This is a genomic window from Xanthomonas sp. NCPPB 1132 (assembly GCF_056629235.1).
The window spans coordinates 1,300,858-1,321,609 of record NZ_CM152819.1 but is presented as its reverse complement, the minus strand read 5'-3'; the positions used below and the strand labels follow the sequence as shown (position 1 = coordinate 1,321,609).

General features: G+C 70.3%; 17 protein-coding genes, 1 other RNA gene and 1 pseudogene. 15 read left to right on the top strand and 4 right to left on the bottom strand.

The window, feature by feature from the left end:
- The first annotated feature begins 18 nt into the window (after positions 1-18).
- From AC1G9L_RS05710 to pepQ, 3 genes are all read left to right on the top strand, one after another.
- Complete coding sequence (locus AC1G9L_RS05710; RefSeq protein WP_481070453.1) at positions 19-2,403, top strand: DUF1631 domain-containing protein; 2,385 nt, start codon at positions 19-21, stop codon at positions 2,401-2,403.
- Positions 2,400-2,741: a PilZ domain-containing protein gene (locus tag AC1G9L_RS05705; RefSeq protein WP_019800853.1), complete on the top strand. Its 342-nt coding sequence runs from the start codon at positions 2,400-2,402 to the stop codon at positions 2,739-2,741. Before AC1G9L_RS05710 ends, AC1G9L_RS05705 begins: the two co-directional genes overlap by 4 nt.
- A 265-nt stretch (positions 2,742-3,006) precedes the next feature.
- Positions 3,007-4,332, top strand: a complete 1,326-nt coding sequence (gene pepQ / locus AC1G9L_RS05700) for a Xaa-Pro dipeptidase (RefSeq protein WP_019800854.1) — start codon at positions 3,007-3,009, stop codon at positions 4,330-4,332.
- Between the two features lie 112 nt (positions 4,333-4,444).
- On the opposite strand, the gene AC1G9L_RS05695 is transcribed toward pepQ, so the two are convergent.
- Together AC1G9L_RS05695 and AC1G9L_RS05690 are read right to left on the bottom strand one after the other, a co-directional pair.
- Positions 4,445-5,776, bottom strand: a complete 1,332-nt coding sequence (locus AC1G9L_RS05695; protein WP_481070452.1) for an aminopeptidase P N-terminal domain-containing protein — start codon at positions 5,774-5,776, stop codon at positions 4,445-4,447.
- Entirely contained in the window at positions 5,776-6,321 is a 546-nt protein-coding gene (locus tag AC1G9L_RS05690; protein WP_481070451.1) for a YecA/YgfB family protein, read from the bottom strand. Before AC1G9L_RS05690 ends, AC1G9L_RS05695 begins: the two co-directional genes overlap by 1 nt.
- A 210-nt stretch (positions 6,322-6,531) precedes the next feature.
- Here AC1G9L_RS05690 and AC1G9L_RS05685 point away from each other — a divergent pair, with 210 nt between their 5' ends.
- The 10 genes from AC1G9L_RS05685 (at position 6,532) to AC1G9L_RS05640 (ending at position 13,982) form a co-directional block, all read left to right on the top strand.
- Positions 6,532-8,715, top strand: a complete 2,184-nt coding sequence (locus AC1G9L_RS05685) for a putative bifunctional diguanylate cyclase/phosphodiesterase (RefSeq protein WP_010342808.1) — start codon at positions 6,532-6,534, stop codon at positions 8,713-8,715.
- A 67-nt stretch (positions 8,716-8,782) separates the two neighbouring features.
- The gene (locus tag AC1G9L_RS05680; protein ID WP_019800452.1) at positions 8,783-9,004 is read left to right on the top strand and encodes a TIGR02449 family protein; all 222 of its coding nucleotides are present in this window, start codon (positions 8,783-8,785) and stop codon (positions 9,002-9,004) included.
- Positions 9,001-9,294 carry a cell division protein ZapA gene (locus AC1G9L_RS05675; RefSeq protein ID WP_010342806.1) on the top strand — a complete coding sequence of 98 codons (294 nt, stop codon included), beginning with the start codon at positions 9,001-9,003 and terminating at the stop codon, positions 9,292-9,294. The genes AC1G9L_RS05680 and AC1G9L_RS05675 overlap by 4 nt, the downstream gene beginning before the upstream one ends.
- A gap of 98 nt (positions 9,295-9,392) precedes the next feature.
- Positions 9,393-9,577, top strand: a non-coding RNA gene (ssrS, locus tag AC1G9L_RS05670) — 6S RNA.
- A 160-nt stretch (positions 9,578-9,737) separates the two neighbouring features.
- On the top strand, positions 9,738-10,517 hold the full coding sequence (locus AC1G9L_RS05665; protein ID WP_371184804.1) for a thioesterase family protein: 780 nt from the start codon (positions 9,738-9,740) through the stop codon (positions 10,515-10,517).
- Positions 10,518-10,596: 79 nt separating this feature from the next.
- Complete coding sequence (locus AC1G9L_RS05660; RefSeq protein ID WP_152240004.1) at positions 10,597-11,190, top strand: 5-formyltetrahydrofolate cyclo-ligase; 594 nt, start codon at positions 10,597-10,599, stop codon at positions 11,188-11,190.
- Complete coding sequence (locus tag AC1G9L_RS05655) at positions 11,187-11,657, top strand: EVE domain-containing protein (RefSeq protein ID WP_019800670.1); 471 nt, start codon at positions 11,187-11,189, stop codon at positions 11,655-11,657. Before AC1G9L_RS05660 ends, AC1G9L_RS05655 begins: the two co-directional genes overlap by 4 nt.
- A 92-nt stretch (positions 11,658-11,749) precedes the next feature.
- On the top strand, positions 11,750-12,397 hold the full coding sequence (gene rpiA, locus AC1G9L_RS05650) for a ribose-5-phosphate isomerase RpiA (RefSeq protein WP_010342802.1): 648 nt from the start codon (positions 11,750-11,752) through the stop codon (positions 12,395-12,397).
- Positions 12,398-12,565: 168 nt separating this feature from the next.
- The gene (locus AC1G9L_RS05645) at positions 12,566-13,018 is read left to right on the top strand and encodes a DUF192 domain-containing protein (RefSeq protein WP_019800669.1); all 453 of its coding nucleotides are present in this window, start codon (positions 12,566-12,568) and stop codon (positions 13,016-13,018) included.
- A gap of 49 nt (positions 13,019-13,067) precedes the next feature.
- Positions 13,068-13,982 carry a SirB1 family protein gene (locus AC1G9L_RS05640; RefSeq protein WP_371184883.1) on the top strand — a complete coding sequence of 305 codons (915 nt, stop codon included), beginning with the start codon at positions 13,068-13,070 and terminating at the stop codon, positions 13,980-13,982.
- A 181-nt stretch (positions 13,983-14,163) separates the two neighbouring features.
- On the opposite strand, the gene AC1G9L_RS05635 is transcribed toward AC1G9L_RS05640, so the two are convergent.
- Positions 14,164-14,355 carry a rubredoxin gene (locus tag AC1G9L_RS05635; RefSeq protein WP_019800667.1) on the bottom strand — a complete coding sequence of 64 codons (192 nt, stop codon included), beginning with the start codon at positions 14,353-14,355 and terminating at the stop codon, positions 14,164-14,166.
- A 72-nt stretch (positions 14,356-14,427) separates the two neighbouring features.
- Here AC1G9L_RS05635 and thiE point away from each other — a divergent pair, with 72 nt between their 5' ends.
- Positions 14,428-15,051 (top strand): thiamine phosphate synthase, encoded by a 624-nt coding sequence (gene thiE / locus AC1G9L_RS05630; RefSeq protein WP_481070450.1) that lies wholly within the window; start codon positions 14,428-14,430, stop codon positions 15,049-15,051.
- Positions 15,052-15,783: 732 nt separating this feature from the next.
- Here the strand turns inward: thiE and AC1G9L_RS05625 are convergent.
- Positions 15,784-18,944: pseudogene (locus AC1G9L_RS05625) on the bottom strand (TonB-dependent receptor domain-containing protein).
- Positions 18,945-19,256: 312 nt separating this feature from the next.
- Between AC1G9L_RS05625 and hemL the strand changes: the two are divergent.
- On the top strand, positions 19,257-20,549 hold the full coding sequence (gene hemL, locus AC1G9L_RS05620; RefSeq protein WP_019801439.1) for a glutamate-1-semialdehyde 2,1-aminomutase: 1,293 nt from the start codon (positions 19,257-19,259) through the stop codon (positions 20,547-20,549).
- Positions 20,550-20,752 lie beyond the last annotated feature (203 nt).

Genomic DNA, 20,752 nt, shown 5'->3' with positions numbered 1-20,752 from the left:
TACAACGGCGATCACAGGATGCCCGTGTCTGCGACCCTCCAGGCCCCGACGGCGACGCTTGCCAGCGCCGCCCTGCCGGCGCGCGTGCGCGACATCCTGCAGGCCCTGAACAGCCTGCTGTGGCAGGCCCTGGACATGCCGCTGCAGGCCACGCTGGACGAACTGGAGCAGGACCTGCTCGAGCAGGCCGGGCGCGCCCGCAACGGCCAGGTGCAGCAGGACCTGTTCCAGGAAGCGCAGCGCCTGCGCGCGCAGCGCGGGGGCTTTGCGCCGCACTACCAGGCGCACCTGGAAGCCGGGCTGGCCGGCATCCGCAGCCCGGCCGCCACGGCCGCCACGCCGCGCACGGCCAGGCCGGTCGCGGCGGCGCAGATGCTGACCCTGGTCGCCGACGTGGATATCGACCGCGACATCGTGCTGCACGAGATCGCCCGCCGCGAGGCGACCCGCTGCAACATCCCGCTGCAGTTGCTCGGCCAGCGCTTCGGCGTGCTGGCGGCACGGCCCGCCTTCGAGATCGAGCAGTTGCCGCTGGGGCCGCACGCGCTGTGCCGGCTGCTGCGCGCTGCCGGCGAAACGCTGGGCCTGGGGCTGGACACGCAGTTGTCGCTGTACAGCGCCTTCGAACGCCAGGCACTGGCGCGCTATGGCGAGATCGTGGAACGGGCCAATGTGCTGTTGACCCACGCCGGGGTGCTGCCGGGCCTGATCTACCTACCCTACGTGGCACGCAGCACCAACGTGGAGCCGGGCACGCGCCGCACCGCGCGCATGGCCACGGGCACCGCGCCGGCGCCTGCCGATGGCGGCTCCCGCGGCAGCGGCGCTGCGCCCTTCCAGGCCGCACCCGCCATGGGTATGCCGCCGGGGCCTGCCGCCACGGCCCCGCTGCCGCCAGCGGGTGTAGCGGCGGCCGCCGCGGAACCGGCCGCCAGCGGCCCCGACCTGGCCACCCTGCGCCAGTTGCTGACCGCAGCGCGCGCCAAGGCCGCACCGGCCGCGACGGCGCCCACAACCGCGACCGCCGGTGCCGCCACGCTCCCGGCGCGGCCGGCAAGCGCCACCGGTGCGATCCCGGTCCCGACCGCCAGCCTGCTGCAGGCCCTGGGCGAACTGCAGGCGCAACCGCCGGCCCACAGCACCCTGGGCGGGCTGCGCGGACGCCGCCACCTGCGCGACGTGCAGACCGCCCTGCTGCAGGCGCTGCGCGCCAGCCATGGCGCGCAGGCGACCCTGGCCCCACAGCAGGCCGACACCTTCGACCTGCTCGGCCTGCTGTACGGCGAGATCGAGCGCGAGGTGCGCGCCGACGCGCCGGCCGCGGCGCTGCTGGAACGCCTGCAAGTGCCACTGGTGCGCGCCGCGCTGCAGGACCCGGCGTTCTTCGCGCGCAGCCGCCACCCGGCGCGGGAACTGCTCAACGCCGTCGCCGAATCGGGCGCGACCTGGCTGGGCGAAGACGACAGCGATCCGACCCTGCTGCTCAAACTCAACCAGGCCGTGGACCGCGTGGTCGAGGAATACGAAGGCGACGAAACCGTCTTCGAGCAGGCCCACCAGGACATCCAGGCGCAGCAGCGCAGCCTGGCGCACAAGGCCGAGATCGCCGAGCGCCGGCACGTGGAGGCCGCGCGCGGCAAGGAACGGCTGGAGCTGGCCAAACAGACCGCCACCGCCACCCTGGAATCGCTGTGCAACGCCCGGCAACCGCCCGGTTTCGTGCAGACTCTGTTGCAGCAGGCCTGGTCCGACGTGCTGGTGCTGACCCTGCTGCGCCAGGGCGAGGATTCGGAGATTTGGCGCGAGCGCATCGGCCTGGCCGAGCGCATCGCCGAAGTCACCTGCCGCAGCGAGGGCGCCTCCGATGCCGGCCTGGCCGAACGCGTGGGCCAGGCGTTGCTGCAGGTGGGCTATCACCAGCAGGAGGCCGAGGCCATCGCCCGCCGCCTGTCCACGCCCGGCGGCACCGACGCCACCACCTCGCGCACCGAGCTCAGCGTGCGGCTGAAGGCACGCACCCGGCTGGGCGAGCAGGGCGAGGACGGCGAGCGGCCGTCGCTGCCGCCGCGCAACGAGGCCGAACAGGCGGCGTATGCGCGGCTGCGCACGCTGCCGTTCGGCACCTGGTTCGAATTCGTGGTCAACCAGCAAGGCGACCTGAAGCGGCAACGCCTGTCCTGGTACAGCCCGATCACCGAGCGTGCGCTGTTCGTGAACCAGCGCGGGCAGAAGACCGCCGAACACACGCTCGACGGATTGGCGCGGCTGCTGGCGCAGGGCCAGGCCCGCATCGTCAGCGAAGACCGCGCACGCCTGATCGACCGCGCCTGGCAGGCCGCGGTGCGCGCGTTGCGCACCCTGGCCGGCGTTCCCGCCGCCGACGACGCCTTGGAGGGTGCATGAGCAGCGACGCCCGCCGTTCGCCGCGCCGCCAGGTCCCGGACATGGTGCCGGTGCTGGACCTGATGGAAGACGCCGTGGTCGGCCGCCTCGGCAACGTCTCCGAACACGGCATGCTGCTGCTGGCCTCGGCGCCGCTGCACGAGGACGCGCTGTACCAATTGCGCTTCGCGATGCCGCAGGCCGACCGCGACGCGCAGATCGACGTCGGCGCGCATCTGCTGTGGAGCGAACCCTCGCACGCACCGGGCCAGGCCTGGGCCGGCTTCCGTTTCCTGACCATTTCCCCCGCGCACCGCGACCTGCTGCGGCAGTGGATCAACTCGGCCCCCGGCGGCTAGCGTTACCAACCCGTAGGAGCGGCTTCAGCCGCGACCGGCCTTCCAGGGAACGCCTCGTTCGCGGCCGAAGCCGCTCCTACGACGGCCATCCGGGTCCGGTTCGCTTCGACGCAAAGAAGATCCGGTGGATCGACAACGCCACGCGTCGCCGGCGCAGCTTCGGCAGCGCGCGCCATGCGCACGCCGTCCACCCGCGTCCGCACGCCCGCAGCGTTTCCGGCACACTGGCGCCCCTGTTTCCGCATCATCGAACGAGTCCGCCGCCATGCCCCAGCACGACCCAAGCGCCCTGTATCCCGACCACCTGCGCACGCTGACCCAACGCGCCGACGAGGCGCTGGCGCGCGGCGGCTTCGACCACCTGGTGGTCCCCAGCGGCACCCTGCACTACCAGGTGTTCGACGATCGCGACTATCCGTTCGCGGTGAATCCGCAGTTCAAGGCCTGGCTGCCGCTGACGCGGGTGCCGAACAGCTGGCTGGTGTACACGCCCGGGCGCCGCCCGCAGGTGATCTTCCACCAGCCGCGCGACTACTGGCACGTGGTGCCGGACGCGCCCAGCGGCTGGTGGGTGGAGCACTGCGACATCCACCTGATCCGCACCCCGGACGAGGCGCTGGCGCTGCTGCCGGATGCCGCGCGCAGCGCGATCCTCGGCGAGCCGCAGAGCGCGCTGGGCGCCTACGTGCCGAACAACCCGGCGGAGGTGCTGCACTACCTGGAATACCACCGCGCCTACAAGACGCCCTACGAACTGACACTGATGTGCCAGGCGCAGCAGGCGGCAGTGCGCGGCCATCGTGCCGCCGAGGCCGCGTTCCGCGACGGCCGCAGCGAGTTCGAGATCCACATGGCCTACTGCGCCGCGGTTGGCCAGGACGCGAACGAACTGCCGTACGGCAACATCGTGGCGCTGAACGAGCACGGCGCCGTGCTGCACTACACCGAACTGCAGCGGCAGGCGCCGACGCCGCTGCGCAGCTTCCTGATCGACGCCGGCGCCTCCGCGCACGGCTACGCCAGCGACATCACCCGCACCTACGCCGCCGATCGCGGCAGCGACTTCCAGGCGCTGATCGACGCGGTGGACGCCGCGCAGCAGCGCATGGGCCAGCACGTGCGCGCCGGCGTCGACTACCGGCAACTGCACCTGGATGCGCATCTGGCGCTGATGGGCGTGCTCCGGGATGCCGGGGTGCTGAAGGTGTCGCCGGAAACCGCGGTGGCCACCGGCGTCAGCGCCGCGTTCTTCCCGCACGGCCTGGGCCATCCGATCGGCCTGCAGGTGCACGACGTCGCCGGCTTCGCCGCCAGCGACCGCGGCGGCCGCATCGAACGCCCCGACGGCCACCCCTACCTGCGCATGACCCGCACCCTGGAACCGGGCATGGTGGTGACGATCGAGCCGGGCCTGTATTTCATCGACATGCTGCTCGACGACCTCAAGCAGGCCGGCCACGGCGATAGCGTCGACTGGGCGCGGGTGGCGCAGTTCAAGCCCTACGGCGGCATCCGCATCGAGGACGAAGTGGTGTGCACCGAGGACGCGCCCGAGAACCTGACGCGGCCGGTGTTTGCGGCGGCGGCCTGAAGGCCGCCGCCGGGATTGGGGATTCGGGATTGGGGATTCGCAACAGCAAAAGCGCCGGGCCTGCTAGCTGACCTTTCCGCGCGCGGGCGCTGCTTTTCCCATTCCCTAGTCCCTATTCCCCATTCCCAGCCATCAACCCCTCGATCTCCTCGGCGCTACGCGCCAGGGCATCGGTGAGCACGCGGTGGCCGTCGTCGGTGATCAACACGTCGTCCTCGGTGCGGATGCCGATGCCGCGCCACTTCGGGTCCACGTCCTTGTCGTCCGGCGCCACGTACAGGCCGGGTTCGATGGTGAACACCATGCCCGGCTCGAGCAGGCGCGATTCGCCGGCCAGCCGGTAGTCGCCGACATCGTGCACATCCAGGCCCAGCCAGTGCCCGGTTTTGTGGCGATAGAAGCGCCGGTAGTCGCCGCTGGCCAGGTTCTGCTCGACACTGCCTTTGAGCAGGCCCAGCCGCAGCAGACCCTCGGTCAGGGTCTGCACCGCGGCCAGGTGTCCGGCCTCGTAGGCCACGCCCGGGCGCGCCTGCGCCAGCGCGGCGGCGTGCGCGGCGCCGACCAGGTCGTGCAGCGCGCGCTGTTCGGCGCTGAAGCGGCCGCTGACCGGAAACGTGCGGGTGATGTCGGCGGCATAACCGCGGTACTCGGCACCGGCATCGACCAGCACCAGGTCGCCGTCGCGCAGGCGCGCGGCATTGGCACGGTAGTGCAGCACGCAGGCGTTGTGGCCGCTGCCGACGATGCTGCCGTAGGCCGGCCAGGCGTCGCCGGCGCGGAATTCGCGCTCGATCTCGGCCTGCACCTGGTATTCGTGCACGCCTGGCTTCGCCAGCCGCATCGCGGCGCGGTGCCCGGCCACGCTCAGGTCCGCGGCCACCTGCATCAGCGCGATCTCGTCGCGCGACTTGAACAGGCGCTGCTCGTGCAGCAGATGCCCGAGCTCCAGGAATTCGTGCGGCGGCTGCGCGCCGTGCCGTACCTGCTCGCGCACGCGCTTGACCCAGCCGATCAGCTTCAGGTCGAAATCGACGTCGCGGCCGAAGTGGTAGTACACCCGCGAGCGGCCTTCCAGCAGCCCGGGCAGGATCTCGTCGAGGTCGTCGATCGGATAGGCATCGTCCATGCCGTAGCGTTCGACCGCGCCTTCCTGGCCCGCCCGCGGACCATCCCAGGCTTCGCGTTCGGGATCGCGTTCGCGGCAGAACAGCAGCGCTTCGCCGTGGCGGCGCCCAGGCACCAGCACCAGCACCGCGTCCGGCTCGGGAAAGCCGCACAGGTACCAGAAATCCGAATCCTGCCGGTACGGGTAATGGGTGTCGTGGCTGCGCACCCGCTCCGGCGCGCTGGGCAGCACCAGGATGGCCTGCTCGCCAGCCATGTCCATCAGTTGCCGACGGCGGCGCGCGTACTCGCCGGAGGAAATCCCGGTGAGCCGCTTCATCAGTTCAGGCGCTGCCGGTGGCGCGGGCCGAGCACGCAGTCGCTGTGCAGCAGCAGCACCGCCACGCGCACGAACTCCTCGATCTCGGCCAGCGCGTCCTCGTCCTCGTCGCCGCTGTCGAAATCGTCGGCGCTGGCCTGGGCCAGGCGCGCCAGGTCCTGCAGCGCCTCCTGCCCTTCCTCGGACAGCGGCGGTGCGGCGCCCGCGGCCAGGCCGAAGCCGCCGAGGAAGCCGCGGCACCAGTCGAACAGCGCGTCGGCGCGCTCGGGCAACGACGCGCCGGCATCGGCCAGCACCAGGTCGAAACCGAAATCGCGGTCGTTCAGTTGCGCAGCGCTGGCCTCGCGCAGGCGGTCCAGGGCGTCGCCGCTGCGCGGCGCGGCGATGCTGGCATCGGCCAGCACCGCAGCCGGCCAGGCCGGCAGATCGGCGCCGCCGCCGGCCAGCCAGCCGCACAGGGCGCCGTGCAGTTCGGCCGCCGACGCAGCAAGGCCAAGCGTCCGGCTGGCATCGGCGATCTGGTCGGCAGTGGGAAGTTCGGTCATGGAGCGAAACCTGTCGGGCGCTGGCCACGGGCCTGTGGCGGCCTGCAGCGGAATCGGGACTGCGCAGTGTAGCAATCGCGTGTGCGCCGCCGCTTGTGGTGGCTTCCGGCACGCGCCTACACTCCACCACCCGTTCTTTGACAGAAGTCACTTTCCGCCATGCCATTGGAGCACGTCGCTGCAGGAGCTGCGGAAAGGACCGGCCTGGCCTTGTTCGGCCAGACCCTGCTGGCCGCGTGGCCGCTGGTGGCGCTCGCGGCGCTGGCCGCCGGCGGGCTGGCGGCGCTGTTCGCGCTGCGCTCGCGTCGGCGCCTGCGCGAGCAGTTGCAACGGCATGCGCAGCTGCAGCAGCGCGACCAGCACCTGAAGCTGGCGCTGTGGGCCTCGGGCGAACACTTCTGGGATTACGACCTGCAAGCGCGCACGCTGCGGCTGATGCGCGCCGACGAGGCCACGCCGCACGCGCAGGACATCGGCCTGGTGATCCGCGAGAACGAGCCGCTGCGCATCCATCCCGACGACATGGCGCAGGCGCGGCAGGTGCTGCAGGAACACCTGCAGGGCCTCACCGCGATCTACACCGCCGAGTACCGGGTGGACCTGACCGGCGATGGGATCTGGCACTGGGCGCGGGTGCGCGGCCGCGTGGTCGACTACGACGCCAGCGGCGCACCGCGCCGGCTCGCCGGCACCGCCCGCGACATCACCTCGCACCGCCAGGCCGACCTGGAACGGCGCATCGCCGCCGAAGTGCTGCGCAGCATGGGCGAAGCGGTCGCCGTGCTCGACGAGGACCGCCGCTTCATCTCGGTCAACCCGGCCTTCACCCGCATCACCGGCTACAGCGAGCGCGAGGTGTTGGGCCAGCCGATGGCGCTGATCGACCACACCCCGGAAACGCCGGCGGCGCCGGCCGCCGACCACGGCCGGCACTGGCGCGGCGAGGCCTGGAAACGGCGCAAGGACGGCCAGGAGATCCTCTGCCACCTGCGCCGCAACACCGTGGTCGACGCCGACGGCCGCCAGAGCTTTCAGGTGGTGGTGCTGGAAGACATCACCGAACAGAAGCGCGCCGAGCAGGAACTGCGCTACCTGGCCAACTACGACACGCTGACCAGCCTGCCCAATCGCGCCCTGCTGTCCGAGCGCCTGGCGCGGGCGATCGTGCGGGCGCGGCGCCAGGCCGGCTCGGTCGCGGTGCTGTTCCTGGACCTGGACCGCTTCAAGGACATCAACGACTCGCTCGGCCACGCCGTCGGCGACCGCGTGCTGCGCGCGGTCGCCGAACGCCTGCAGCAGGCGGTGGGGCCACAGCACACGGTGGCGCGCCTGGCCGGCGACGAATTCACCGTGGTGGTCGAGGACATCGTCAGCCAGGGCGAGGCCGAGGCGGTGGCCGCCCGCGTGCTGGCCGCGTTCGAGGCGCCGCTGCGGCTGGACGAACGCCGCGAGGTCGCGGTGTCCACCTCCATCGGCATCTCCCTGTTCCCGCAGCACGCGCTGCTGCCGAGCGAACTGCTCAAGCACGCCGACACCGCGATGTACCAGGCCAAGGCCGCCGGGCGCCGCAACGCGCAGGTGTACTCGGCGCGCATGGACGAGGCCACCCGCCACCGCGCCACCTTGGCCAGCACGCTGCGCAAGATCCCGCTGGACCAGGAACTGAAGCTGGTCTACCAGCCGCGCTACTCGCTGCGCACGCAGCGGGTGGTGGGCGTGGAAGCGCTGCTGCGCTGGCACAGCGCCGACTTCGGCCCGGTCTCGCCCAGCCAGTTCATCCCGCTGGCCGAGGAGACCGGGTTGATCCTGGAGATCGGCGAGTGGGTGCTGCGCCAGGCCTGCAGTGCGTTGCGCGACTGGCGGCGGATGGGGCTGACCGATCTGTGCATGTCGGTGAACGTCTCGGCGATCCAGCTCGAGCGCGGCAACCTGCCGGAGCTGATGGCCGGGATCCTCGCCGAAACCGGCGTGCCGGCGGCCAACATCGAACTGGAACTCACCGAGAGCGTGGTGATGTCGCAGGTCGGCAAGAACGCCGCGCTGCTGCGCGCCTGCCGCGAGCTGGGGCTGACCCTGGCAATCGACGATTTCGGCACCGGCTATTCGTCGCTGGCGTATCTGAAGCGGCTGCCGATCAACACCCTGAAGATCGACCAGGAATTCATCGGCGATCTCACCCGCGACCCGGACGACGAGGCGATCACCAGCACCATCATCGCGATGGGCCACTCGCTGGCGCTGAAGGTGGTGGCCGAGGGGGTCGAGGACGCCGGGCAACTGGCGTTCCTGCGCGCCCACGGCTGCGACGAGATCCAGGGCCACCTGGTGGCGCCGGCGCTGGAACCGGACGCCTGCCTGCGCCTGTTGCAGCAACCGCTGCGGCTGCCTGCCTGAGCGCCGGCCATGGCGCCGCCGCGCGGCGTCTTGACCGCCCCTTGGGCGCATGCCTATCGTGAGCGCCATGGACAGCCTTGACGCCCTCGCCGAGCTTCGCGCCCTTGCCGCACGCGTGGAAACGCTGGTCGAGCGCTGCCAGCGCCTGTCCGACGAGAACCGCAGCCTGCGCCAGCAGCAGGAACACCTGATCGGCGAGCGCTCGCAGTTGCTGACCAAGAACGAACAGGCGCGTTCGCGCGTGGAAGCGATGATCGCCCGACTGAAGTCCCTGGAGCAGCACACGTGAGCGAGCCGGTCAGCGTTCGCATCCTCGATCGCGAATACACCGTCGGCGTCGAGGCCGAGGAGCGCGACGGCCTGCTCGCCGCCGCGCGCCTGCTCGATGCGAAGATGCGCGAAGTGCGCGGCAGCAACCGCATGGCCGCGGTGGATCGCGTCGCCGTCCTGGCGGCATTGAACCTGGCGCACGAACTGCAGCAACTGCGCGACGAACAGGCGCAGCGCGAGCGCGAGATGGCGCGCACACTCGCCGATCTCAATCGGCGTCTGGACAGCGTGGTCGATACGACGCGCTGATCCGCTCGTGGCGCGGCGATCATCAACGTGAATTGCAACGCACCGAAGTACCGACGAACGGACTAGCCAAGCGCGACGACGGCGCTATACTCCACTTGCGTTCTCTGCTGTGAACGACAGCGTGTGCAAACATTCGCCTTGTCCCTTAATGACGACCACGGGGTGGCGACGGAATCGGGAGTGCAGGTCCGCCTCGTAGCGGGAAGCCCGATGATTCTCCAGCCATCCCACTTGAACCCCGGGTTCAAGGTCGTTTCGCACGCATCGTCACGGCGGAGAATGCAATTCTTCCAGGAAGCGGCGCCGCAAGGCGCCGTTTCCTTTTTGTGCGTCCGCAACCTGCGTGCCCCCCACGCCGTCGTTGCCGGCGCAGTGCATGTCCGATGCGTTTTCGCACCGGCCGAAACCCGGGATACTGGTGGCCCCACCACGGAGATCCCGGATTGCCGACGCTCGCCCAGATCCTCGACCGCTTCGACCCCGCCGAGGGATGCGATGTCCCCGCCAGCTGGCGACAAGGCCGCACCGCCTTCGGCGGCCTGTCCGCGGCGCTCGCCCTGCAGGCCGCGCTGCGCACGGCGCCGTCCGCGTTGCCGCCGCTGAAGTCGGCGCACATCGGCTTCGTCGGCCCGGCCGACGGCCGCTTGCGCTTCGACGCGCAGGTGTTGCGCCAGGGCAAGTCCGCCACCTCCGTGGGCGTCGATTGCCTGGCCGACGGGCAGGTCGCCCTGCGTGCGGCCTTGCTGTTCGCACAGCCGCGCGCCAGCCGCATCGCCCACGACTTCCTGCCGGCACGGCCGGCGGTGGTCGGCCCCGATGACGCGACGCCGATCGCCGACAGCGCGGTGACGCCGGCCTTCGTCGCCAATTTCGACATGCGCCTGGCCGGCGGCGCGCTGCCGATCTCCGGCGCCGCCACGCCGGAGTTGCTGGTCTGGGCGCGCCATCGCGACGCCGGCGGCGTGGACCCGGGCGTGGCCCTGGTGGCGCTGGGCGACTGCCTGCCGCCGGCCGCGATGACCTGCTTCACCGCACCGGCGCCGGTCAGCTCGATGACCTGGACCCTGGACTTCCCGCAGCCGGCCAGCGCCGGCGACTGGTTCCTGCTGCGCTCGGCCAGCCTGCATGCCGAGGACGGCTACTCGCTGCAGGACATGCAGATCTGGGACAGCGCCGGACGGCTGGTGCTGTGGGGCCGGCAGACGGTGGCGCTCTACGCGTGATCGCGGCGGCGGCTGCCACGCCCTGGTCAGTGCGCGCGCCGACGCCGACAATAGCGCCTTCCCTCGCCACGCCCGCCCGATGACCGCCGACGACCGCGACTCCCTGCGCCAGGACCTGCGCGCGCGCCGCCGCGCGCTCACCGCGCCCGTGCGCCTGGCCGCCGCCGACGCCTTGGCGCAGCGACTGCTGGACCTGCCGTTCGCGCCGCAGCACGGCCATGTCGGCGGCTACTGGGCGATGGACGGGGAGATCGCCCTGCACCGCTGGCAACTGTCGCTGCCGGAGGCGGTGCAGTACTGCCTGCCGGTGCTCAGCGGCGACACCCTGCGCTTTGCGCCGTGGCGCCCCGGGCAGCCGCTGCGCGCCAACCGCTACGGCATCCCCGAGCCCGATGTCGACCCGGCCACGACCCTGGCGCCGGCGCAGATGGCGCTGGTGGTGACGCCGCTGGTCGGCTTCGACACCGCCGGCGGCCGCCTGGGCATGGGAGGCGGCTGGTATGATCGCAGCTTCGCTTTCCGCCAGCGGCAGGCCCCGCCGCCCTGGCTGGTCGGGGCCGCCTTCGACGCGCAACAGGTCGCGGCCTTGCCGCTGGCGGCCTGGGACGTGGCGCTGGACGCGGTCTGCACCGAATCCCTCACTCTGTCGACCGCGCCCGATCTGCCCGCATGACCGCACGCACCCGCTATTGGCTGATGAAGTCCGAACCGGACGCCTTCTCGATCGACGACCTGCAGCGGGTCGGCACCGAACCCTGGAACGGCGTGCGCAACTACCAGGCGCGCAACTTCATGCGCGACGGCATGAAGGTCGGCGACGGCATCCTGTTCTACCACTCCAACTGCAAGGTGCCGGGCATCGTCGGCGTGGCGCGCGTAGCCAGCCAGGCCTATCCCGACGCCACCCAGTTCGACCCGTCCTCCGACTACCACGACCCCAAGGCCACCCCGGAGCAGCCGCGCTGGTACCTGGTGGACGTGGCGTTCGAACGCAAGCTGGCGCGCACCATCGCCCTGGACGAGATCAAGCAGCACGCCGACACACTGGGCGAGGGCTTCCCGCTGGTCGCCCGCGGCAACCGCCTGTCGGTGTTCCCGGTCAGCGCCGCGCAGTGGAAGTTGCTGCTTTCGCTCGAGTAGCCGGGATTCGGGATTTGGGATTTGCCCCGTCCCATCCGCCGAACCGCTTTCACGAATCCCCAATCCCGAATCCCAACTCCCGAGCTCCTCAAATGTCAGAAGCCAAACGCCTTGCCGCCGAGAAAGCCATCGACTACGTCCAGGACGGCATGATCGTCGGCGTCGGCACCGGCTCCACCGTCGCCTATTTCATCGACGCGCTCGGCCGCATCGGCCACCGCATCAAGGGTGCGGTGTCCAGTTCCGAGCAGAGCACCGCGCGCCTGCGCCAGCACGGCATCGAGGTGCTGGACCTGAACCACACCGGCAACCTGTCGCTGTACGTGGACGGCGCCGACGAGTGCGATCCGAACAAGTGCCTGATCAAGGGCGGCGGCGCCGCGCTGACCCGCGAGAAGATCATCGCCGAGGCCAGCGAGCGCTTCATCTGCATCGTCGACCCGAGCAAGCAGGTGCAGACCCTGGGCAAGTTCCCGCTGCCGATCGAGGTGATCCCGATGGCGCGCAGCCTGGTCGCCCGCGAGATCCTGGCGCGCACCGGCGGCCAGCCGGTGTGGCGCGACGGCGTGGTCACCGACAACGGCAACGTGGTGCTGGACGTGCACCACCTGTCGATCACCGACCCGGTGGCGCTGGAGCGCGAACTGAACCAGATCCCGGGCGTGGTCTGCGTCGGCCTGTTCGCGCGCCGCCCCGCCGACGTGGTGATCGTCGGTGGCGAGCCACCGCGCGTCTTTTGACGCGCGCTGGCGCGCGCGCGGGATTGGGGATTGGGGATTGGGGATTGGTGAAAGCCGAGATCCTTGCCTTTGCGAATCCCCAATCCCGAATCCCCAATCCCCGCTCTTGACGCCAAACGCACCATGCAACAAGGTGCGCGCTGTCCTCCTCTTGCCCTGGCCCCGCCCATGTCCCTCTTCCGCGCGCTCGGCGTCCTTCTCCTGCTTGCCCTCAGCGGTTGCGCCAGCGCCGGCGGCGACCATTGGGTGGAATTGGGCGGACATCGCTACGACGTGGAACTGGCGCAGAACGATGCGACCCGCGCGCGCGGGCTGATGTTCCGCGACCAGATGGAGGCGGACCACGGCATGCTGTTCATCCACGACCGCGAGGAACCGCAGGCGTACTGGATGAAGAACACCAAGATCCCGCTGGACATCCTGTACTTCGACAACCAGCGCAAGCTGGTGGCGCAGCAGCGCGACGTGCCGCCGTGCTCGGCCGGCGACGCCTGCCCGCCCTACCCGAGCAACGCGCCGGCGCGCTATGTGCTCGAACTCAACGCCGGCCAGGCCGAGCAGTTGAAGCTGCAGGACGGCACCGAACTGCGTTTCGGCCCGGGAATTCCGCAGGGCCACTGACCCGTCAACGGTGCCGGCCGCGTCGGGAAAAGGCCCTGCGAGCACCGCGCTGAACCCGACACCGCTGTCGGGAACGGCCGGACTTGATCGGGCCCGGCTTTGCCGCCAGTCTTGGGCCATGGCCGCCCCATTGACATTGCCGAGCTGGAATACCCTGGCCGCGCTGGATGACGATGCCCTGCCGCTGCTGGCGACCGCGCTGCTGATCGCCCGCGACGAGTATCCGGAGCTGGATGCCGCCCATTACGACACCCTGGCGCAGAGCCACGCCGACCACCTGCGGCACGAGGTGGCGACGATCGAGCAGTGGCCGCTGAAGATGGCGGCGATCAATCGCCACCTGTTCGAAGAGCTGGGCTATACCGGCAACCACGACGAGTATTACGACCCGCGCAACAGCTACATGAACCAGGTGTTCGAGCGGCGCCTGGGCAACCCGATCTCGCTGGCGCTGGTGCAGATGGAAGTGGCGCGGCGCCTGGACATCCCGCTCGACGGCGTGTCCTTCCCCGGGCATTTCCTGGTGCGCCTGCCGGTGGACGACGGCCTGCTGGTGATGGACCCGTTCAACGGCGGTCGCCCGCTGGCGGTGGAGGAACTGCGGGAGCGTGCGCGGCCGCACATGGGCGGCGAAAGCCCGGACGACCGCGCCCTGCTGCAGATCCTGGACCCGGCGCCGCACCGCGCGATCCTCGCCCGGGTCCTGCGCAACCTGCACGGCCTGTATGCCGAACGCGACGAGTGGGACCGCGCCGCACGCAGCGCCGACCGCGTCCTCAAGCTGATGCCGGACCAGCCGGAGGCCCTGCGCGACCGCGGCATGGCCTACCTGCAAATGGATTACGTGCCCGGCGCGCGCCGCGACCTGGGCCGCTATCTGCAACTGAACCCCGAGGCCTCCGACGCCCTGCCGATCCGCGAGCGCCTGGTGGAACTGAGCGCGCGCGCGCAGCGGATGCATTGACGGCGGGGATTGGGGATTCGGGATTGGGGATTCGCAAGGGCGGCTGCGGCGTGATCTGACGCGTCGCTGAGCAACGCTGCTTTTTCTTGAGGGCTTCCAGGCTGAAGGCGCTCAGGATGGCTTGCAGATTGAGGATTGCGGCTCTTGCGAATCCCCAATCCCGACTCCCCAATCCCAGCCCTCACTCCATCTCCACCATCTCGAAATCGTCCTTGGTCACGCCGCAGTCCGGGCAGGTCCAGGTGTCGGGCACGTCGTTCCAGCGGGTGCCGGGGGCGATGCCTTCTTCCGGCAGGCCGTCGGCTTCGTTGTAGATGAACCCGCAGACGACGCACATCCAGGTGCGATAAGTGGTGGCGGTGGCGTCGCTCATTGGATAATCGCAGGTCACAGTCGGACGGAACGGCATTGTCCCATCGCCGTCGACGCATCGGAAGGCTTGGCCATGAACGCATCCCCGGCGCCGCGCGGCGTGTACCTGATCACTCCCGACGACGCCGACGGCGCGCGTCTGCTGGCGCGGGTGGCGCCGCTGCTGGACCAGGGCGTGACCTGGCTGCAGTACCGCAACAAGCGCGCAGACGCGGCGCAGCGGCGCGACCAGGCCTCGGCGCTGCAGGCGCTGTGCGCCCAGGCCGGGGTGCCGCTGATCGTCAACGACGACGTCGCCCTGGCGCAGGCGGTGGGCGCGGCCGGCGTGCATCTGGGCGAGGACGACGGCGACCTCGCTGCCGCGCGCGCCATGCTAGGACCGCAGGCGCTGATCGGCGCCTCCTGTTACGACGACCTGGCCCTGGCCCGCAGCGCCGCGGCGGCCGGCGCCAGCTACGTCGCCTTCGGCGCGTTCTTCCCCACCCGCAGCAAGGTCACCACGCGCCGCGCCACACCCGGACTGTTGCACGAGGCTGCAGCGCTGGGCCTGCCGCGCGTGGCGATCGGCGGCCTTACCCCGGACAACGCACGCCCACTGGTCGCGGCCGGCGCCGACCTGCTGGCGGTGATCAGCGGCGTGTTCGATGCGCCCGATCCATGCGCGGCGCTGGCTGCGTACCGCGCCTGTTTCGACTGAGGGGCGGGGATGCGTCACGAGTCACTACGCGCCGGACCCTCACCCCAACCCCTCTCCCGAGGGGAGAGGGGCTAGCCGCTCCCTTCTCCCATCGGGAGAAGGTGCCCCGCAGGGGCGGATGAGGGTACGGGCGAAGCCTCGCGCACCCAAACATCGCGCGTCGCTTCGCACCGGACCCTCACCCCAACCCCTCTCCCGGTGGGAGAGGGGCTCAGCGCCTCCCTTCTCCCTTTGGGAGAAGGTGCCCCGCAGGGGCGGATGAGGGTACGGGCGAAGCCTCGCGCAACCAAACATCGCGCGTCGCTGCGCGCCGGACCCTCACCCCAACCCCTCTCCCAATGGGAGAGGGGCTTCGGCTTCTCCCTTCTCCCGCCGGGAGAAGGTGCCCCGCAGGGGCGGATGAGGATACGGGCGAAGCCTCATGCTCCAACCAGCGCGCGTCGCTTCGCGCCGGATCCTCACCCCAACCCCTCTCCCGATGGGAGAGGGGCTTTGGCTTCTCCCTTCTCCCGTCGGGAGAAGGTGCCCCGAAGGGGCGGATGAGGGTACGGGCGAAGCCTCATGCTCCAAACATGGCTCGTCGCTTCGCGTCAGACCCTCACCCCAACCCCTCTCCCAGTGGGAGAGGGGCCTTGGCTTCTCCCTTCTCCCCTCGGGACCATGGCCCCCTTTTTGGGGGAAGGTGCCCCGAAGGGGCGGATGAGGGTACGGCCGAAGCCGCATGTATCCCACTCAGAAGTCGTAGCTCAGCGTCACCCGTGCCGAGCGCGGCGCCTGGTACGCCACGGCCTGGTTCCATAGCGGGTTGACTCGCCCGGGTTCAACTCGGAGAACGGATAGACGTTGACCGCCGTCTGCCGGTTGGTGACGTTGAACACGTCCAGGCTCAGCGCCAGCCTGCCGGCGGCGAACTTCGGTTTGTAGCTTACGCCCAGGTCGAGTTGCGCTACCCAGCCCAGGGTGCCGTGCGAGCCCGGCGGCGACGGCTCGCCGGTGCCGGTGCTGGGGTTGTAGCAGAAGTGGTAGGGGCCGCCGGTGACGCTGGGATTGGCGTAGCCGGCCGGATCGCGGTCGCCGGCGTCGTAGTTGTCGCCGTAGTAATATCCCAGGCAGGGGCGCGGCGCGCCGGAAATCAGGCTCAGGTTGGCCGAGGTGCCCCACTCCTCGGTCAACTGGTAGAACCCATAGGCCTTCAACTGGTGGCGGCGGTCGTTGGACTGGTTGCCGTTGAAGTGCTCCATCAGCGCCGCATGGTCCCAGCTCTGCGTGGTCGAGGTCGCCGCCTGGCCCTGGTAGCTGCCCAGCGCGCCGCCGGTCCGCCACAGGTCAGAGCGCAGCTGGCCCTCGGTGGTGCCATAGCTGTGCGACCACACGTAGCTCATCTTGGTATACCAGCGACCGTCGAACGGACGTTCCAGGTTGAACTCCAGCGCCGAATAGCGGCGCTTGAACTCGGGATAGCCGCCCTGCTCGCGGGTCACGGTCAGGGCGTGGATCTGGCCGTCCGTGCCGATCACCCGGTAGGTGTTGGTCTTGCCCGGGTTGACCAGCGCCGCGCTGGCGTTCTTGGTCCAGTCGATGTCCACGCCCGCCGCCGCGGCCGCGGCCAGCAGGCCGGCATTGGAGTTGTCGAGGTTGGTGTCGTCGATGCCGTCGTTGAGCCGGCGATGCACACCGCGCACGCCGAGCACCCAGTCGTGGGGCAGCAGCTTGCTGAAACCGAGGATGAGCTCGTCCTGGTTCTCGCCCTTGATGTCCTCGACGACCGCCGTGCGCACGTCGGCGAGGCGGCCGAAACGCGAGTTGGCCGAGACCGGCGGGGCCAGTTGCCGGGCCAGGATCGGCGTGCCGTCGGCATTGATGCCGCTGTAGGTGTAGTAGGTGCTGGTGGACACCGCCGGGGTGAACAGGCCGGCCGGCGACAGCGGCAGGCCGAGGTAGTAGCGGCCGAGGTTGCCGTAGACCTTGAGGCTGGAATCGCCGTTGACGTCCCAGCTGAAGCCCAGCCGCGGCGCCCACTGGTTCTTCAGCGCGATGTAGGCCTGGCCGAATGGGGTGTAGTTGGTGAAGCTGTCGTTGCGCACGCCCAGCGAGAGCAAGAGCGTGTCGGTCGCCTGCCAGTGGTCTTCGAGGTAGTAGGCGGTCTGCTTGGCGTCGTAGGAATACAGGTTGGTGGCGATGTCCTTGGTGACGTAGTAGCCGGTGCTGCCGTAGGTGGGATCGGCCAGGCCGGGGCTGGGCACGCCGATGCTGCCGTCCTCGGCGACCGAGCCGCTGACCAGGCCGCCGCTGTTGCGCCCGAACGGATCCGGGGTGTAGCCGTAGGTCCAGGCATAGCCGGGGCCGGAACTGTACGAGCCGATGTTGATCGCCTCGCTCTTCTGGTTGTCGATGCCGACGTCGAGGCTGTGTTCGCCGAGGCGCCAGTTGAGGTTCAGGCGCAGGTTGTCCTTCTTGTATTCGCGGTCCGGATCGGTGATCGAGCTGACCGTCTGCGCGTTGCCGATCGGGGTGCCGCCGGTGTAGGCCGGATTCTGGTTGGAGACGCTGTTGAGGAACGGGCCGTTGCCGGCGTCGTAGCCGATGGCGGTGAGCTTGTTGGGCAGGCGCTCCTTGCCGTACAGCGCGGTCAGGGTGACGTTGTCGCCGAAGTAGCCGGTGTACTTGCCCAGCAACAGAGTCGGGCCGAACGTGTTCTTGGCTTCGCGACCCTTGTAGCTGCCCACCTCGCGATCGACGTAGTCGTAGCGGTAGATGCTGCCGTTGGTGCGCGCCTTGTCCTCCGCGCCGGTGAATTCCAGCAGGTGGTTGTCGCGGATCTGCCAGTCGATCTTGGCGTAGGCGCGGGTCTGCTTGTAGTCGTAGCGGGTCCACGGCGAACCGGAGATGCCGCCGGAGGTGACCCGCGCGTCGGCGACGCGGGTGCCGCTGGAATCGACCTGCTCCAGGGCCAGGAAGAAGAACAGGCGATCGCGGACCAGCGGGCCGCCGAGATAGGCGCTGTAGGTGGTCTGATCGGCGCTGGTCTCGCTCAGCGGCTGGTAGTTGCCGGCGGTGTACTTGGCGTTGCGCGGATCCCAGTAGACGCTGTCCTTGCGGAAGTACAGGTCGCGCTGCCTGGCGCTGAGGCTGTCCGGCTGCCAGATCACCGCCGCGCCGAAGTGCCAGTCGTTGCTGCCGCGCTTGCCGACCTGGCTGATCACCCCGCCGTTGGAGCGGCCGTACTGCGCGCCATAGCCGCCGGTGAAGATTTCCTGCTGGTCGATCGCGCCGTACGGCAGGGTCAGCCCGCCGAGGCTGCTGGCCGGGTCGGTGGTGTTGAAGCCGTTGAGGTAATAGGCGTTCTCGCTGGCCGCCGAGCCGCCGAAGCTGGCCAGCGAACCGCCGAGGGGGCCGTTGTCGTAGCCGCCGCTGTTGTTGACCACGCCCGGCGCCAGCAAGGCGATGGCCTCGGCGCTGCGGCCCAGCGGCAGCACCGCCAGCTGCTCGGCGGTGATCACGGTGCGGCTGTCGACGCTGGCCACGTCGATCCGGGCCACGTTGCCGGCCACCACGTTGACCGCGTCCAGCGTCTGCGCCGGGCCGCCGAAGCCGACCTCGGTGCCGGCGCCGACCACCAGACTGATGTTCTCACGCGTCTCCACCACCTTGCCGTCGCGCTTGAGCGAAACCGTGTAGGTGCCCAGCGGCAGGTTGCCCTGCGCGTAGCGGCCGCGTTCGTCCACCTTCACCTCGCGGCTGAAGCCGCTGGTGTTGGTGATCAACACGCTGCTCTCGCCCGGCCCCGGCGGCACGCTGCCGACGATGCTGCCAGTGGTGGACTGCGCTTGGACATGGCCGCCGGCAAGCGCCAGCGCGAGCGCCAAGGCGCTCCTGCGGATCGTACGATGCATGCTCTCTCCCGAAGACGAACAGCGTTGGCACGCCAACGCCACTACAGGCGCACCGCCGGATGGCGATCCCCACGCCTGCGCTGGACACTCCGCCCATCGCATGCCCGATGCCCATCGGCAATCGGGTCATGCGCCCCTGGACGTTCCGATCCTAGGCAGCCGATCGCGGCGCGACGTCGGCCGCGACGGGTAGGTGGCCCCTGGCCGGGTAGGCGACATGGCGCAGGCCGGCGGCAGCCGCGACAATAGACGGCCTCGCTCCGCGCCCGGCCGGTCGGTCGGCCCGGCCAGCATCGCCAAGGATTTCCGCTCATGACCCATTCCCGCTCGCACGCCCTGTTCGCCCAAGCGCAATCGCTGATTCCCGGCGGCGTCAATTCGCCGGTGCGCGCCTTCAAGTCGGTCGGCGGCGAGCCGTTCTTCGTGCAGCGCGCCGATGGCCCGTACCTGTACGACGTCGACGGCAACCGCTACATCGACTACGTCGGCTCGTGGGGGCCGATGATCGCCGGGCACAACCATCCGGCGGTGCGCGAGGCGGTGCAGCGCGCGATCGGCGATGGGCTGTCGTTCGGCGCGCCCTGCCCGGCCGAAGTGACGATGGCGCAGACCATCACCCGGCTGGTGCCGTCCTGCGAGATGGTGCGCATGGTCAACTCCGGTACCGAGGCCACGCTGTCGGCGGTGCGATTGGCGCGCGGCGCCACCGGGCGCAACCGCATCGTCAAGTTCGAAGGCTGCTACCACGGCCACGGCGACTCGTTCCTGGTCAAGGCAGGCAGCGGCATGCTGACCCTGGGCGTGCCGACCTCGCCGGGCGTACCGGCGGGCCTGAGCGAACTCACCGCCACCCTGGCCTACAACGACGCTGAGGGCGCCACCGCGCTGTTCGAGGAGATCGGCCACGAGATCGCCGCGGTCATCATCGAGCCGGTGGTCGGCAACGCCAACTGCATCCCGCCGCGCCCGGGCTATCTGCAGCACCTGCGCGACCTGTGCACGCAACACGGCGCGCTGCTGATCTTCGACGAGGTGATGACCGGCTTCCGCGTCGCCCTGGGCGGCGCGCAGGCGCACTACGGGGTCACCCCGGACCTGACCACCTTCGGCAAGATCATCGGCGGCGGCATGCCGGTGGGCGCCTATGGCGGGCGCGCCGAGCTGATGCGGCAGGTGGCGCCGTCCGGGCCGATCTACCAGGCCGGCACGCTCAGCGGCAATCCGGTGGCGATGGCCGCGGGGCTGGCGATGCTGGAGTTGATCCAGGCGCCGGGCTTCCACCAGCGCCTGGACGCGGCCACCGCGCAGCTGTGCGCAGGCCTGGAAGCCGCTGCGGCGGCGGCCGGCGTGGCGGTCACCACCAACCAGGTCGGGGCGATGTTCGGACTGTTCTTCACCACCGAGAAGGTGGAGACCTATGCGCAGGCCACCGCCTGCGACACCGCCGCGTTCAACCGCTTCTTCCACGCCATGCTCGACCGCGGTGTGTTCCTGGCGCCCTCGGCGTACGAGGCCGGTTTCGTGTCCAGCGCCCACGACGATGCCGTGCTGGAGGCCACGCTGGCCGCGGCGCGCGAGGCGTTCGCGGTGGTCGCCGCCGGCTGAACGCACGCCGGGCCGCGGTGCGCGGCTTTGCTTTTGTGGCGTCGCTGGCATAAGTTCACCAGACAACGCCAGCGGACGGCGCCAGGGTGGGGACCCGTGGAACCTACGCGGCGAAGACCGTTCCGCGCTCCGCGCGGCACGGTGGTGCGCGTGCGGTTCCGTCCCGTCGACCGAACCGCCGGAGGGCGCAAGGGCGACCGCTG